This window comes from Pseudomonas sp. R3.Fl (assembly GCF_023516765.1).
Taxonomy (GTDB): domain Bacteria; phylum Pseudomonadota; class Gammaproteobacteria; order Pseudomonadales; family Pseudomonadaceae; genus Pseudomonas; species Pseudomonas citronellolis.
Map to the genome: position 1 here is coordinate 3,463,474 of NZ_JAMGSO010000001.1, position 14,867 is coordinate 3,478,340.

General features: G+C 65.9%; 15 protein-coding genes. 1 reads left to right on the top strand and 14 read right to left on the bottom strand.

Annotated elements, in window-relative coordinates; all coding sequences use genetic code 11:
* Nucleotides 1-25: 25 nt before the first annotated feature.
* The 10 genes from M8R19_RS15235 to M8R19_RS15280 all read right to left on the bottom strand — a co-directional run bounded on the left by M8R19_RS15235 (nucleotide 26) and on the right by M8R19_RS15280 (nucleotide 9,981).
* On the bottom strand, nucleotides 26-232 hold the full coding sequence (locus tag M8R19_RS15235; protein WP_009614715.1) for a DUF1127 domain-containing protein: 207 nt from the start codon (nucleotides 230-232) through the stop codon (nucleotides 26-28).
* A gap of 358 nt (nucleotides 233-590) precedes the next feature.
* A complete protein-coding gene (scpC, locus tag M8R19_RS15240; protein WP_074980536.1) occupies nucleotides 591-2,087 on the bottom strand; it encodes a succinyl-CoA:acetate CoA-transferase ScpC in 1,497 nt (498 codons plus the stop codon).
* A gap of 190 nt (nucleotides 2,088-2,277) precedes the next feature.
* Nucleotides 2,278-3,729, bottom strand: coding sequence for an NAD(P)(+) transhydrogenase (Re/Si-specific) subunit beta (locus M8R19_RS15245; protein ID WP_249918219.1), 1,452 nt, complete (start codon nucleotides 3,727-3,729; stop codon nucleotides 2,278-2,280).
* Nucleotides 3,730-3,731: 2 nt separating this feature from the next.
* Nucleotides 3,732-4,052 carry an NAD(P) transhydrogenase subunit alpha part 2 gene (locus tag M8R19_RS15250; RefSeq protein WP_009614711.1) on the bottom strand — a complete coding sequence of 107 codons (321 nt, stop codon included), beginning with the start codon at nucleotides 4,050-4,052 and terminating at the stop codon, nucleotides 3,732-3,734.
* A 62-nt stretch (nucleotides 4,053-4,114) separates the two neighbouring features.
* Nucleotides 4,115-5,233 (bottom strand): Re/Si-specific NAD(P)(+) transhydrogenase subunit alpha, encoded by a 1,119-nt coding sequence (locus tag M8R19_RS15255; protein WP_249918220.1) that lies wholly within the window; start codon nucleotides 5,231-5,233, stop codon nucleotides 4,115-4,117.
* A 636-nt stretch (nucleotides 5,234-5,869) separates the two neighbouring features.
* Nucleotides 5,870-6,505 (bottom strand): SCO family protein, encoded by a 636-nt coding sequence (locus M8R19_RS15260; RefSeq protein ID WP_009614707.1) that lies wholly within the window; start codon nucleotides 6,503-6,505, stop codon nucleotides 5,870-5,872.
* A gap of 113 nt (nucleotides 6,506-6,618) precedes the next feature.
* A complete protein-coding gene (gene cyoE / locus M8R19_RS15265; RefSeq protein ID WP_249918221.1) occupies nucleotides 6,619-7,524 on the bottom strand; it encodes a heme o synthase in 906 nt (301 codons plus the stop codon).
* A 28-nt stretch (nucleotides 7,525-7,552) separates the two neighbouring features.
* Nucleotides 7,553-8,626, bottom strand: a complete 1,074-nt coding sequence (locus tag M8R19_RS15270; protein WP_249918222.1) for a COX15/CtaA family protein — start codon at nucleotides 8,624-8,626, stop codon at nucleotides 7,553-7,555.
* 37 nt (nucleotides 8,627-8,663) lie between these two features.
* Nucleotides 8,664-9,227 (bottom strand): PA_0111/PP_0108 family redox-active disulfide protein, encoded by a 564-nt coding sequence (locus M8R19_RS15275; protein ID WP_249918223.1) that lies wholly within the window; start codon nucleotides 9,225-9,227, stop codon nucleotides 8,664-8,666.
* Nucleotides 9,205-9,981: an SURF1 family protein gene (locus tag M8R19_RS15280; protein WP_283939470.1), complete on the bottom strand. Its 777-nt coding sequence runs from the start codon at nucleotides 9,979-9,981 to the stop codon at nucleotides 9,205-9,207. The genes M8R19_RS15275 and M8R19_RS15280 overlap by 23 nt, the downstream gene beginning before the upstream one ends.
* A 29-nt stretch (nucleotides 9,982-10,010) precedes the next feature.
* Between M8R19_RS15280 and M8R19_RS15285 the strand changes: the two genes are divergently transcribed.
* Nucleotides 10,011-10,214 carry a twin transmembrane helix small protein gene (locus M8R19_RS15285; RefSeq protein WP_009614697.1) on the top strand — a complete coding sequence of 68 codons (204 nt, stop codon included), beginning with the start codon at nucleotides 10,011-10,013 and terminating at the stop codon, nucleotides 10,212-10,214.
* 98 nt (nucleotides 10,215-10,312) lie between these two features.
* Here M8R19_RS15285 and M8R19_RS15290 read toward each other — a convergent pair whose 3' ends face one another.
* The 4 genes from M8R19_RS15290 to coxB all read right to left on the bottom strand — a co-directional run bounded on the left by M8R19_RS15290 (nucleotide 10,313) and on the right by coxB (nucleotide 14,599).
* Entirely contained in the window at nucleotides 10,313-11,200 is an 888-nt protein-coding gene (locus tag M8R19_RS15290; protein WP_009614695.1) for a cytochrome c oxidase subunit 3, read from the bottom strand.
* Between the two features lie 19 nt (nucleotides 11,201-11,219).
* Complete coding sequence (locus M8R19_RS15295; RefSeq protein WP_249918224.1) at nucleotides 11,220-11,777, bottom strand: cytochrome c oxidase assembly protein; 558 nt, start codon at nucleotides 11,775-11,777, stop codon at nucleotides 11,220-11,222.
* Between the two features lie 88 nt (nucleotides 11,778-11,865).
* Nucleotides 11,866-13,461 (bottom strand): cytochrome c oxidase subunit I, encoded by a 1,596-nt coding sequence (ctaD, locus tag M8R19_RS15300; RefSeq protein ID WP_249918225.1) that lies wholly within the window; start codon nucleotides 13,459-13,461, stop codon nucleotides 11,866-11,868.
* A gap of 13 nt (nucleotides 13,462-13,474) precedes the next feature.
* A complete protein-coding gene (gene coxB, locus M8R19_RS15305; protein ID WP_249918226.1) occupies nucleotides 13,475-14,599 on the bottom strand; it encodes a cytochrome c oxidase subunit II in 1,125 nt (374 codons plus the stop codon).
* Between the last annotated feature and the right edge of the window lie 268 nt (nucleotides 14,600-14,867).

Sequence of the window (14,867 nt, forward strand, 5' to 3'; positions counted from 1 at the left end):
CCGCCTGACAGTTCAGCGCTTCCGCTTACTTCCAGAACGGCTTGTTCAGCTCGGCGTAGCGCTGGGCTTCGCTGATGCCGGCGTCGGCCAGCAGGCGCGAGTCGAGGCGGGCCAGTTGGCGGCGGCTCTCGATGCGGCGCTGCCACAGGCGGACGGTGCCGACCAGGCTGCGGTGGGCGGTGGAGGAAGAACGGATGTTGCTGACAGTGGCGGAACCGAGGGTACGTTCCATGATTTTCGTCCTTCCCGCTTTTGGCGGGTAGTGGGGTTGCGGAAGTTGTTGAGGAGTATCTTCTGACTTTTTGGTCAGCCGCGATAGGTACAGTTGCCTTGAATTAAATAGCGTCAGCGAATTGTTTCAGCGAACTGTAATGGCGATTTTGGGGCGAACTGTACCGCTGCGCTCCATTGTGGTGCACAGGCGGCGGGGGATTGAGGATTTTCAGCAGGTCTGCCGGGGATGGCAGTAGGAGAAGTGGAACAGTCGCTGTGGGATAAAAAACTGTTCGGAAGTGTTTTTACGTGGTTTTTTTCCGACTGTCCACCCTGGCGGGCCATTCTTTGTGGAATGGCCCGCCAGGCATGCCGGATCAGCTGGCGGCGAGCATGTGGCCGCGTTCTTCCAGGTTGATGTGCCAGTTCATGGCTTCGCGCAGGATGTGCGGGGTGTGCCCGCCGCGCTGGCAGGCGGCCTCGAAGTAGGCGGCCAGGGCGTCGCGGTAGGACGGGTGCACGCAGTTCTCTATGACCACCCGGGCGCGCTCGCGCGGCGCCAGGCCACGCAGGTCGGCCAGGCCCTGCTCGGTGACTAGGATGTCGACGTCGTGCTCGGTGTGGTCGACGTGGCTGACCATGGGCACCACGCTGGAGATGTTGCCGCCCTTGGCGATGGACTTGGTGACGAAGATGGCCAGGTGGGCGTTGCGGGCGAAGTCGCCCGAGCCGCCGATGCCGTTCATCATCCTGGTGCCGCCGACGTGGGTGGAGTTGACGTTGCCGTAGATGTCGAACTCCAGCGCCGTGTTGATGCCGATGATGCCCAGGCGCCGCACCACCTCGGGGTGGTTGGAGATTTCCTGCGGGCGCAGCACCAGCTTGTCCTTGTAGCGCTCCAGGTTGCCGAAGACGTCGGCGTTGCGGCGGCTCGACAGGGTGATGGAGCTGCCCGAGGCGAAGCGCAGCTTGCCCGAGTCCATCAGGTCGAAGGTGGAGTCCTGCAGCACTTCGGAGTACATGGTCAGGTCTTCGAAGGGCGATTCCATCAGGCCGCACATCACCGCGTTGGCGATGCTGCCGATGCCCGCCTGCAGCGGCGCGAGGTTCTTCGCCAGGCGGCCGGCGTCCACTTCGCGCTTGAAGAAGTCGATCAGGTGGTTGGCGATGGCCTGGGTCTCGCTGTCCGGCGGCAGCACGGTGGAGGGCGAGTCGGGCTGGTTGTTGATGACGATGGCGACGATCTTCTCCGGCGGGATCGGGATGGCGGTGCTGCCGATGCGATCGTCGACCTTGGTCAGCGGGATGGGCGTGCGGGTCGGCCGGTAGGTCGGGATGTAGATGTCGTGCAGGCCTTCCAGGTTGGTGTTGTGCGCCAGGTTGATCTCGACGATCACCTGCTTGGCGAAGATCGCGAAGCTCGCCGAGTTGCCCACGGAGGTGGTCGGCACGATGTGGCCTTGCTCGGTGATGGCCACGGCTTCGATCACCGCGATGTCCGGCAGCTTGAGCTGATGGTTGCGCAGCTGTTCGACGGTTTCCGACAGGTGCTGGTCGATGAACATCACCGAGCCGTCGTTGATCGCCTTGCGCAAGGTGCTGTCGACCTGGAAGGGCATGCGCCGGGCCAGCACGCCGGCCTCGGTCAGGTGCTTGTCGAGGTCGTTGCCCAGGCTCGCGCCGGTCATCAGGCTGATCTTCAGCGGCTGCTGCTTGGCGCGCTGGGCCAGGGCCTCCGGCACGGCCTTGGCTTCGCCGGCGCGGGTGAAGCCGCTCATGCCGACGGTCATGCCGTCCTGGATCAGGGCTGCGGCCTGGTCAGCAGTCATCACCTTCTCGAGCAGGGAAGGCAGGCGCACGCGATCACGGTACATGGAAAAACCTCAGGCTTTATGGGGAGTGCAAGGCGGCCAGTCTAGGGATTCGGCGATTTTTCGCCCTTATACCAAGGTCGAAAAACCGCCCCGCCACCGCCTTACTTACTACCAAAGTCCAGAGGGTTTTCCTTTGCGGCAAAGCAAGACACCGGCGCGCGGCCGGTGTCTTGTGGATCGACGGCTGTCGTTATTCGACGGCCTTGACCATGTCTTCGATGACTTTCTTGGCGTCGCCGAAGACCATCATGGTCTTGTCCAGGTAGAACAGTTCGTTGTCCAGGCCGGCGTAGCCGCTGGCCATCGAGCGCTTGTTGACGATCACGGTCTTGGCCTTGTAGGCCTCGAGGATCGGCATGCCGGCGATCGGCGACTTCGGATCGTTCTTCGCCGCCGGGTTGACCACGTCGTTGGCGCCGAGCACCAGCACCACGTCGGTCTGGCCGAACTCGGAGTTGATGTCCTCCATCTCGAACACCTGCTCGTAAGGCACCTCGGCCTCGGCCAGCAGGACGTTCATGTGGCCCGGCATACGACCGGCGACCGGGTGGATGGCGAACTTCACGGTGACGCCGCGGTGGGTCAGCTTCTCCGCCAGCTCCATCAGCGCGTGCTGGGCGCGGGCCACCGCCAGGCCGTAGCCGGGGACGATGATCACGCTGTCGGCGTTGGTCAGCAGGAAGGAGGCGTCGTCGGCCGAACCGGACTTCACCGGGCGGGCTTCCTTGGAGCCAGCCGGGCCGGCGTCGTCGGCGCTGGCGCCGAAACCACCGAGGATGACGTTGAAGAACGAGCGGTTCATCGCCTTGCACATGATGTACGAGAGGATCGCGCCCGAGGAGCCCACCAGCGAGCCGGCGATGATCAGCATCGAGTTGTTCAGCGAGAAGCCGATGCCCGCTGCGGCCCAGCCGGAGTAGGAGTTGAGCATCGAGACCACCACCGGCATGTCGGCGCCGCCGATGGGGATGATGATCAGCACGCCGAGGACGAAGGCCAGGGCCAGCATCAGGGCGAAGGCGGCGAGGTTGCCGGTGAACATGAACACCAGGCCCAGGCCCAGGGTGGCCAGGCCCAGCACCAGGTTGAGCAGGTGCTGGCCGGCGAACTGTACCGGTGCGCCCTGGAACAGGCGGAACTTGTACTTGCCCGACAGCTTGCCGAAGGCGATCACCGAACCGGAGAAGGTGATGGCGCCGATGGCCGCGCCGAGGAACAGCTCCAGACGGTTGCCGGTGGGGATGGTGTCGCCCAGGTGCTGGACGATGCCCAGCGACTGCGGCTCGACCACGGCGGCGATGGCGATGAAGACCGCGGCCAGGCCGATCATGCTGTGCATGAAGGCGACCAGCTCGGGCATCTTGGTCATCTCGACGCGCTTGGCCATGATCGAACCGGCGCTGCCGCCGATCAGCAGGCCGACCAGGATGTAACCGATGCCGGCGGCGGCGTTGCCGCCCTCGGCCAGTTGCGCGCCGAGCTTGAACACCAGGCCCACGGTGGTGAGCACGGCGATGGCCATGCCGACCATGCCGAACAGGTTGCCGCGCCGCGAGCTGGTCGGGTGCGACAGGCCCTTCAGGGCCTGGATGAAGCAGACCGAGGCGATCAGGTAAAGGAGAGTGACGAGGTTCATGCTCATGGTCAGTGCTTCTCCGCCGGCGCTTTCGGCGCTTTCTTCTTGAACATTTCCAGCATGCGGCGGGTGACCAGGAAGCCACCGAACACGTTGACCGCGGCCAGGGCCACGGCCAGGGTGCCCATGATCTTGCCCAGCGGGGTGACGGTCAGGGCGGCGGCCAGCATGGCGCCGACGATGACGATCGCCGAGATGGCGTTGGTCACCGCCATCAGCGGGGTGTGCAGCGCGGGGGTGACGTTCCATACCACGTGGTAGCCGACGTACACGGCCAGCACGAAGATGATCAGGTTGTAGATCCCGTGGGAGATCAGCATTTCTTCCATCGTCTTTCACCGGTCTCTAGGCCGGGCAGGAGCCCGGCGGGTTCTTCTTTATTAAGGAGGGCTCAGCCGTTCTTGCGCACGGCCTGGCCGTCGCGGCACATCAGGCAGGCAGCGACGATGTCGTCTTCCAGGTTGACCTTGAAGCCTTCGGCGGAGAGGGTCAGCTTGAGGAAGTCGAGCAGGTTGCGCGCATACAGGGCCGAGGCGTCCGCCGGGACCATGGCGGCCAGGTTGGTGTGGCCGACCAGGGTCACGCCGTGCTTGACCACCACCTGCCCGGCTTCGGTCAGCGGGCAGTTGCCGCCTTGGGCCGCGGCCAGGTCGATGACCACCGAGCCCGGTTTCATCTCCTGCACGGTGGCTTCGTGCAGCAGGGTCGGCGCCTTGCGGCCCGGGATCAGCGCGGTGGTGATGACGATGTCGGCCTGCTTGGCGCGCTCGTGCACCGCCTTGGCCTGGCGCTCCATCCACGAGGCCGGCATGGGGCGGGCGTAACCGCCGACGCCTTCGGCGCACTCGCGCTCCTCGTCGGTCTCGTAGGGCACGTCGACGAACTTGGCGCCGAGGGATTCGATCTGCTCCTTCACCGCCGGGCGCACGTCCGAGGCCTCGATCACCGCGCCCAGGCGCTTGGCCGTGGCGATGGCCTGCAGGCCGGCGACGCCGGCGCCGAGGATCAGCACACGGGCGGCCTTAACGGTGCCGGCGGCGGTCATCAGCATGGGCATGAAGCGCGGGTAGTGGTTGGCGGCGAGCATCACCGCCTTGTAGCCGGCGATGTTGGCCTGGGACGACAGCACGTCGAGGCTCTGCGCCCGCGAGGTGCGCGGGGCGGCTTCCAGGGCGAAGGCGGTGATGCCGCGTTCGGCCATGCGCGCGATGTTGTCGCTGTCGAAGGGGTTGAGCATGCCGATCAGCACGGCGCCCGGCTTCATCTGCGCCAGTTCCTCGGCGCTGGGGGCGACCACCTTGAGCACCAGTTCGGCGCCCAGGGCGTCGGCGGCGGAGCCGATCTTCGCCCCGGCGGCCTCGAAGGCGCTGTCCGGCTGACAGGCATTGATACCGGCGCCACTCTGAACGATCACCTGGTGGCCTTGGCCAACCAGTTTCTTGATGGTTTCAGCGGTGGCGGCGACCCGTGTTTCACCGGCATGGGTCTCGAGAGGGACACCGATCTGCACTCACAAATCTCCTGCGTGATCCTTGAGTAGTCCGGCGCCGGAAGGCGGCCGGGTTGTCGAACTGGCAACGCATGCCGCGAAAGGGCGGGTCCAGAACCCGCTGGGCGTCGGCATTGTGCAATCGAGCCACTGGGTCGGCAAGAAGTTCTGAAGTAGTACTGAAAAAGGACTACAAGTCACGTTGGGACCCGTAGTTCCCCCGTCCCGGCAAGGGGCGCGTGCGCCCTGGCTTTTAGCCTAATTGCCTATTGTGACCGGGGGAAAACGCTATCCCTGGTGTGAATGTTTGCTCATCAGAACCCCCGGCAACCCGGTGAGAGGCCCGTCAATCCTGCCTCAGGCGTATCTATAGGTGTTAATTAATGTTTTTAATCCGAAATATGAGTGATCACTGATGCCTGGAATTCCGTAGCAGATTTTTTACATTGACTACAGAGTCAGGAAATCCCTGGCGACCGCCTCACAGCGCATGTTTCCTGGCTTTCGGGCGGGCGTCGGGGCAGGCCTTGAAAAACAGACTAGTCCAAGGCTGTGCAGGCGGGTGATGAAAAAAAAGAACGGCCACCCGAGGGTGGCCGTTGCCTGGCTGCGACAAAGCAGCGCGGTGAATGGGCCGGCTGCGCGCCGGCGAATGGCTCAGCCCTGGTCGGCGAGCACCTTGGGCAGCTGTTCGGCGAGCTTGGCGTTGTTCAGCGGGGCGCGGATGAAGCCGTGCTGGGTGCCGTCCGGGCCGATGATGACCAGGTTGCCGCTGTGGTCGACGGTGTAGTTGGGCTTGCTGGTGTCGGCCGGGATGTAGGGGATGCTCATGGCGTTGGCCAGCTTCTGGATGGCCTCGTCGCTGCCCACCAGGCCCTGGAAGCCGGCGTTGAAGAAGCCCAGGTATTCCTTCAGGCGTGCCGGGGTGTCGCGGTGCGGGTCGACGCTGACGAATACCACCTGCAGCTTCTCGCGCGCCTCGGGGGCCAGCTTGCCCTGCAGCTCGCGCAGCTGCGCCAGGGTGGTGGGGCAGACGTCCGGGCAGAAGGTGTAGCCGAAGAACAGCAGGCTCCAGCGGCCCTTGAGGCTGGCGGTGTCGAACGGCTTGCCGTCCTGGTCCTGGAAGGTCAGCGCCGGCACCTCGCGGCTCTGCGGCAGCAGCACGATGCCGGCGTCGAGCAGCGCAGCGGGGTCGAGGCGGTGTTTCTCGGTGAGGACCTTCTGCACGGTGAGGCCGAGGATGACGGCGACTATGGCTACCAGGATGAGGACGGTCTTGTTGACTCGGGACATGGGGTTCTCGTGGTCGGGAGCGGGTGGAAGAGCGTTCGCGAGCAAGCTCGCTCCTACAGGTCGGTCCTGCGGGGCTCTTCGTAGGAGCGAGCTTGCTCGCGAACCCCTGGCCGTTACAGCGCCATGTGGATGGGCAGGTAATGGTCCACCAGCAGGGCGATGAACAACAGGAACAGGTAGGCGATAGAGTACTTGAAGGTACCGATGGCCGCATGGGGCTTGCTGTCACGGTACAGCGCCCAGGCCCAGTCGAGGAAGCGAGCGCCCAGGGCCAGCGCGGCGAGCAGGTAGACCAGGCCGCTCATGTGGATGGCGAAGGGCATCAGGCTCACGGCGAACAGCACCAGGCTGTAGAGCAGGATGTGCAGCTTGGTGTAGCGCTCGCCGTGGGTCACCGGCAGCATCGGAATCTCGGCCTTGGCGTACTCGTCCTTGCGGTGCAGGCACAGGGCCCAGAAGTGCGGCGGCGTCCAGGCGAAGATGATCAGCACCAGCAGCAGCGGCTCGGCCGACAGGTGCCCGGTCACCGCCACCCAGCCGAGCATCGGCGGGGCCGCGCCGGCCAGGCCGCCGATCACGATGTTCTGCGGCGTGGCACGCTTGAGGAAGCCCGTGTAGAGCGCCGCGTAGCCCAGCAGCGAGGCCAGCGTCAGCCAGGCGGTGAGGGCGTTGGTGAAGGTCAGCAGCAGGCTCATCCCGGCCAGCGCCAGAAGCAGGGCGAAGCCCAGGGCCACGCTGGGCGAGAGCCGCCCCTCCACCAGCGGGCGGCGGTGGGTGCGCGCCATGATCGAGTCGATGCGCCGGTCCACCACGTGGTTCACCGCCGCCGCCGCGCCGGCGCACAGGCCGATGCCCAGGTTGCCGAACAGCAGCACCGTCCAGGGCATGCCGCTGCGGGTGGCGAGCAGCATGCCGATCAGCGAGGTGATCAGCATCAGCAGGACCACCTTGGGCTTGGTCAGCTCCAGGTAATCGCGCCAGCCGGGTTGGCTGCGGGTGCCGCTCAGTACGCTGGCCATGTTCGACTCTCCGTTCGTTGAATGAGGTTCAGCCTTGCGAGGGATAGGCCGCCGGCCGCTCCAGCGCCGGCAGTGTGCGCGCCCTGCCGGCCGCAGCGACCTTGGCGACGCTGACCGGCGCGCGCAGGCGGTAGTTGACCAGCACCAGGCTCAGCAGCAGGCAGGCGCCGCCGCCGTTGTGCGCCACCGCCACCGGCAGCGGCAGGTGCAGCAGCACGTTGCTGATGCCCAGGCCGACCTGCAGCGATAGCGCCAGCAACATCAGCGCGGTGGGGTAGATCAGGCCGACGCGCTGCATGCGCCAGGCCAGCACCAGCAGCACCGCCACCACGCAGAAGGCGCCCATGCGGTGGGTCATGTGGATGGCCGTGCGGGCGTCGCTGTCGAGCTGCCCGCCCAGGTAGTTGGGGCCGATGTGCTGGGTCAGGTGGAAGCCGTTGGCGAAGTCCATCTGCGGCCACCACTGGCCGTGGCACATGGGCAGGTCGATGCAGGCGACCGCCGCGTAGTTGCTGCTCACCCAGCCGCCCAGGGCGATCTGCAGCACCACCAGGGCCAGGGCGAAGGCTGCCAGGCGGCGCGGCGCGCCGGCGCGTTGCAGCGGTTGCACGGCGCCGGACAGACGCAGGCTGAGCAGGAACAGCAGCGACAGGGTGGTGAAGCCGCCGAGCAGGTGCGCGGTGACCACCTGCGGCCACAGCTTGAGGGTCACCGTCCACATGCCGAAGGCGGCCTGGGCGATCACCACGCCCAGCAGCAGCAACGGCAGGCGCAGCGGCTGGCCGTCGCGGCCGCGGCGCAGCAGGGCGTGTACCGCCAGGCCGGCGATGAGCAGGCCCAGGGTGCCGGCGAAGTAGCGGTGGATCATCTCGTTCCAGCCCTTCTGCGCTTCCACCGGGGCCTCGGGGAAGTGCTGCTCGGCGTGGGCCAGCTGCGCCTCGCTGCTGGGCACGTGAATGAAGCCGTAGCAGCCGGGCCAGTCCGGGCAGCCCAGGCCGGCGTGGGTGAGCCGGGTGTAGGCGCCGAGCAGCACCACCACCAGCGCCAGGGCGGTGGCGAAGGCGGCGACGTAGAAGCCGGGTTTACGCGGTGTGTTCGTCATGCACAGCCCCCGTTCTTGTTGTTGTCGTGGCCTGCGCTCAGCCGATGTGGGAGAGCTTCAGCAGCAGTTGCAGGTCGCCGAGGATCTGCTTGCCGTTGGCGCCGGCGGCGTAGCGCAGCACCAGGTTGCCGTGGGGATCGACTATCCACAGCTGCGGTGCCTGCTCGCCGGCGGCCGGTTGCAGGGCGTAGCGCTTCAGGCGCGGGTAGTCCTTGTCCAGCTGCGCCTGGAAGTCCGCCGGCAGCGCCTGGGCGGCGGCCAGGGCGTGCTCGGCGCGGTTGGCGTCGCGGTTCAGGCCTATGTTGATCTGCCGCGCCAGGTACACCAATTGCTGGCAGTCGGCGGCGCAGGTAGCGGGGGCGGTGACCAGCAGTTGCCAGCGGTCGCTCGCGTCGGCCTGCACGCCCAGGTCGGCGGGCGTGCTGCCGTTGGCGATCAGCTCGCCGTGGTAGCTGCGGCTTTCCGGCACCCAGAAGCGGAACTTGTACATGCCGGTGGCCAGCAGCATCGGGCCGAATACCACGGCGAGGATCAGCAGCAGCTGCAGGCGCCCGCGGTTGCGGCGGCGCAGCTGGGTTTCATCGAGGGTCAGGCTGGTCATGGGCGGGCTTCTCCCGTGCGCGGCGGATGCCGAGGTAGAGGTAGAGGGCGAGCAGGGCGGTGGCCATGGCGAACCACTGCACGGCGTAGCCGGTGTGGCGTTCCGGGGCCATGGCGACCACCGGCCAATTGGTCTCGAAGGCGGCGTCGCCCGGTTCCAGGCGCAGCTCCAGGGCCAGGCCGTTGCGGTCCAGGGCCTGCCAGGTGGCGTCCGGGTCGACGCGGGTGATCAGTTGCGGCCAGGCCTGCTGCCGCGCATCGGCCAGCTGCAGGCCGCCGGGCGGCGGGACGTAGGCCCAGGCGTCGAGCAGCAGGTCGCCGGCGGGCGTGTCGAAGGTCGGCGGCACGCGGCGGTTGGGCCAGGGCAGCCAGCCGCGGTTGACCAGCAGCCACAGGCCGCTGGCCTTGTCGTGGAAGGGCTGCAGCACCTCGACGCCGGCGGCGCCGTCGCGGGTGCGGTTGTCCAGCAGCAGGGTATGTTCGGCGTCCAGGCGGCCCTGCAGGCGCACCCGCACGTAGGCGGGGTCGGCCAGGCGTTCGAGCTGGGCGGCGGGGATGGGCGCGGCCTCGCGGCGCGCTTCGGCGGCGGCCAGTAGCACGCGCTTCTCGGCGGCGCGGGAAAGCTGCCAGCAGCCCAGGGCCACCAGCAGCGGGAGCAGCGCCAGGACCACCAGGGTCGGCGCCAGGCCCGGCCGGAAGACCGCCGCCACGCCGTGGCGCGGGCGGGAGTCGATGGCGTGCTGGCTATACTGCAAGTTACCCCCTCAGCAATCGGAGCCAGGTCATGCTCAAGGCCGCGATCGTCGTTCTGCTGCTGGCCACCGTGGCCAGCCTGTTCAGCGGGTTGTTCTTCCTGGTCAAGGACGAGGGCCACGGTTCCCGTGTGGTCAACGCCCTTACCGTGCGGGTCATCCTCGCCGCCCTCACCCTCGCCCTGGTCGCCTGGGGCTTCTACTCCGGGCAGTTGGTCACTTCCGCCACCTTCTGAGTTCCTGCTCTTGCTCTTCGTAGGAGCGAGCTTGCTCGCGAACCAGCCCCGCTGCGGAGCCGTTCGCGAGCAAGCTCGCTCCTACAGGCCGTGCCGCCTCAAAGCACGTACACGAAGATGAACAGCCCGATCCACACCACGTCGACGAAGTGCCAGTACCAGCTGGCCGCCTCGAAGCCGAAGTGGTGCTCGGCGTCGAAGTGCCCGCGCAGGATGCGGATCAGCATGATGCTCAGCATCAGCGCGCCTATGGTCACGTGGGCGCCGTGGAAGCCGGTGAGCATGAAGAAGGTGGTGCCGTAGATGCCCGAGCCGAGGGTCAGGCCCAGTTCGCTATAGGCCTCGTGGTATTCGTGGGCCTGCAGGAACAGGAAGGCCACGCCCAGCGCCACGGTGATCGCCAGCCAAAGCTTCAGCGGGCCGCGGTGGTTCTTCTTCAGCGCGTGGTGGGCGAAGGTCACGGTGAAGCTGGAGGTGACCAGCAGGATGGTGTTGATCAGCGGCAGCTTCCACGGCTCGATGACTTCCTTGGGCGGCGGGAACAGCTTGTTGTCCGGGTTGCTCAGCAGCGGCCAGGTGTACTGGAACTCCGGCCAGAGCATGTGGGCGATGCCCTTGTGGCCCTCGCCGCCGAGCCAGGGCCCGGCGAAGTGGCGGATGTAGAAGAGCGCGCCGAAGAAGGCGGCGAAGAACATCACCTCGGAGAAGATGAACCAGCTCATGCCCCAGCGGAACGAGCGGTCCATCTGCGGGCTGTAGAGCCCGGAGCGGCTCTCCTTGATCACGTTGCCGAACCAGCCGAACAGCATGTAGGCGACGATCAGCCCGCCGGCGAAGAGGATCCAGGGCCCGTGGGAGGCTTCCTTGCCGGCGCTGTAGTCGTTCATCCAGGTGCCGACGCCGAACAACGTGGTGAGCAGGCCGATGGTGGCGATGATCGGCCATTTGCTCTGCGCGGGGACATAGTACGGATCGTGGGTTGCCATTCTTGTTCTCCTGGGCCGGTCAGCGGTCGTTGCTGGCCACCGGTGGCTTGCGTGCGGTGATGTCGAACAGCGTGTAGGCGAGGGTGATGCGGTGGACGTCCGCCGGCAGGTCGCGGTCGACGATGAAGCGCACCGGCATCTCGATGCGCTCGCCGGGCTGCAGGACCTGCTGGGTGAAGCAGAAGCACTCGGTCTTGTGGAAGTAGCGCGCGGCCGTGGAGGGCGCGATGCTGGGGATGGCCTGGGCGGTCATCGGCTTGTTGGTGGGGTTCTGCGCGACGAACAGCATCTGGTTCACCGCCCCGGGGTGCACCACGATCATTTCGCTCTCGGGGCGGAATTCCCAGACCATGTCGATGTTGTTGTTCGCCACGAAGTCCACCTTTACCTGGCGCGCCATGTCCACCTGCTGGAGGCCGCCCTGGTAGGCGCTGCCGGAAGTCTTGCCGTTGATGCCCAGGGCCTTGCACATGACGTTGTAGATCGGCACCAGGGCGAAGCCGAAGGCGAACATGGCCACCACCACCACCACCAGGCGGGTGACCAGCTTGCGCGTCTCGATATTGCCGTCGCTCATGTCGGGTCTCCTGTAGGAGCGAGCTTGCTCGCGAACCAGCCCCGCTGCGGAGTCGTTCGCGAGCAAGCTCGCTCCTACGAAGGGCGGTTCACTTCACTTCCGGCGGGGTGCTGAAGGTGTGGTAGGGCGCCGGCGAGGGCACCGTCCACTCCAGGCCTTCGGCGCCGTCCCAGGGCTTGGCCGGGGCCGGCTTGCCGCCGCGGATGGTCTTGATGACGATGAACAGGAACAGCAGCTGGGTGGTGCCGAACAGGAAGGCGCCGATCGACGAGACCATGTTGAAGTTGGCGAACTGCAGGTTGTAGTCCGGAATCCGCCGCGGCATGCCAGCCAACCCCAGGAAGTGCATGGGGAAGAAGGCCATGTTCATGCCGATGAACGAGAGCCAGAAGTGCAGCTTGGCCAGGGTCTCGTCGTACATGTGTCCGGTCCACTTGGGTATCCAGTAGTACACCGAGGCGAAGATGCCGAAGATCGCCCCGGGCACCAGCACGTAGTGGAAGTGCGCCACCACGAAGTAGGTGTCCTGGTACTGGAAGTCCGCCGGAGCGATGGCCAGCATCAGCCCGGAGAAGCCGCCGATGGTGAAGAGGATGACGAAGGCCACGGCGAACAGCATCGGCGCCTCGAAGGTCAGCGAGCCCTGCCACATGGTCGAGGCCCAGTTGAACACCTTCACCCCGGTGGGCACGGCGATCAGCATGGTGGCGTACATGAAGAACAGTTCGCCCACCAGCGGGATGCCGACCACGAACATGTGGTGCGCCCAGACGATGAACGAGAGGAAGGCGATCGAGGCGGTGGCGTAGACCATCGAGGTGTAGCCGAAAAGCGGCTTGCGGCTGAACGCCGGGATGATCGCGCTGACCGCGCCGAAGGCCGGCAGGATCATGATGTACACCTCGGGGTGGCCGAAGAACCAGAACACGTGCTGGAACAGCACCGGGTCGCCGCCGCCGGCCGCGCTGAAGAAGCTGGTGCCGAAGTGGATGTCCATCAGCATCATGGTCACACAGCCGGCCAGCACCGGCATCACCGCGATCAGCAGGAAGGCGGTGATCAGCCAGGTCCAGACGAACAGCGGCATCTTCATCAGCGTCATGCCCGGGGCGCGCAGGTTGAGGATGGTGGCGATCACGTTGATCGCGCCCATGATCGAGCTCATCCCCATCATGTGCAGGGCGAAGATGAAGAAGGTCACGCTGTGCGGGGCGAAGGTGGTGGACAGCGGGGCGTAGAAGGTCCAACCGAAGTTGGGGCCGCCGCCGGGCATGAACAGGGTGCTGACCAGCAGGCCGAAGGCCGCCGGCAGCAGCCAGAAGCTGAAGTTGTTCATGCGCGGCAGGGCCATGTCCGGCGCGCCTATCATCAGCGGCACCATCCAGTTGGCCAGGCCGACGAAGGCCGGCATCACCGCGCCGAAGACCATCACCAGGCCGTGCATGGTGGTCATCTGGTTGAAGAAGGCCGGCTCGACGATCTGCAGCCCCGGCTGGAACAGCTCGGCGCGGATCACCATGGCGAAGGAGCCGCCGAGGAGGAAGGCGCAGAAGCTGAACCACAGGTACAGGGTGCCGATGTCCTTGTGGTTGGTGGTCAGGACCCAGCGCATCAGGCCCTTGGCCGGGCCGTGGTGGTGCTCGCCGGCGTACGAATGCTCGGGATGGTCGATCACAGCGCTCATCGCAGGCTCCTCGTTATTTTTGCTTCTGCTTGTAGGCCACTACGTCTTGCGGAGTGACCATGTCGCCGTCGTTGTTGCCCCAGCTGTTGCGCTCGAAGGTGATCACCGCGGCGATGTCCACTTCCGAGAGCTGCTTGCCGAAGGCCGCCATGGCCGTGCCCGGGACGCCGTTGAACACGGTTTCCAGGTGGTGCTCCTTGGGCCCGGTGACGATCTTCGAGCCCTTGAGCGCCGGGAACATCGGCGGCATGCCCTGGCCCTCGGGCTGGTGACAGGCGGCGCAGATGGTGTGGTAGACCTTGTCGCCACGGGCGACCAGCTCTTCCTTCGTCCATTCCTTGCTGGTCAGCTCCTTGAGCTTGATGGCCTCTTCCTTGCGCTCGGCCAGCCACTTGTCGAAGTCCGGCCTGGACTTCACGTCGACCACGATGGGCATGAAGCCGTGGTCCTTGCCGCACAGCTCGGCGCACTGGCCGCGGTAGACGCCGGGCTCGTCGATCTTGGTCCAGGCCTCGTTGACGAAGCCGGGGATGGCGTCGCGCTTGACCGCGAAGGCCGGCACCCACCAGGAGTGGATGACGTCGCTGGAGGTCACCAGGAAGCGCACCTTGACCCCGGCCGGCAGCACCAGCGGGTTGTCCACCTCCAGCAGGTAGTGCTCGTCCTTGGGATCCTTGTTGTGGATCTGCTCCTGGCTGGTGGCCAGGTTGCTGAAGAACTCCACGTCCTGGCCCAGGTACTTGTACTGCCACTTCCACTGGTAGCCGGTGACCTGCACGTCCAGCTCCGGCTCGGAGGTGTCGTACATGTGGATCAGGGTGCGCGTGGCGGGAATGGCCATCACCACCAGAATCAGGAACGGCACCACGGTCCAGAGGATTTCCACTGCGGTACTCTCGTGGAAATGCGCCGGCTGCTGGCCGGTGGAACGGCGGTGGACGATCATCGACCAGAACATGGCACCGAAGACGATGATGCCGATGACCACACAGATCCAGAAAATGGTCATGTGCAGGTCGAACACGTTACGGCTGACCTCGGTCGCCCCCGGGGTCATGTTCACCGTCCAGGCGGCGTGCGCCGGAGCGAACACGAGGAGCGACAGCAAGCCCATCCAGGTACGCGGATGTCGCAGCATTCGGGTTCCCCTTATCGTTGTTCTTATCCCGCCGGCAAACGCCAGCGGCCAAGGGAGCGACCGCCAAGACAGCAAACTTTGACCGCCGAGCCTCGGCACGTTCAAGGCAGGCCGGGTTCATCAGGTTCAGGTGTGTCGAATCGGAGTATAGCCAGGGGTTGCGACATAACAACGCAGCGCAAAAAACTCCTCCGCAATTGCGAAAGGTGCTCTCAAAGCCACGCCGCCTGCGGCTTTGCGCTACCATGGTGGCGGCTTGATATGCCCG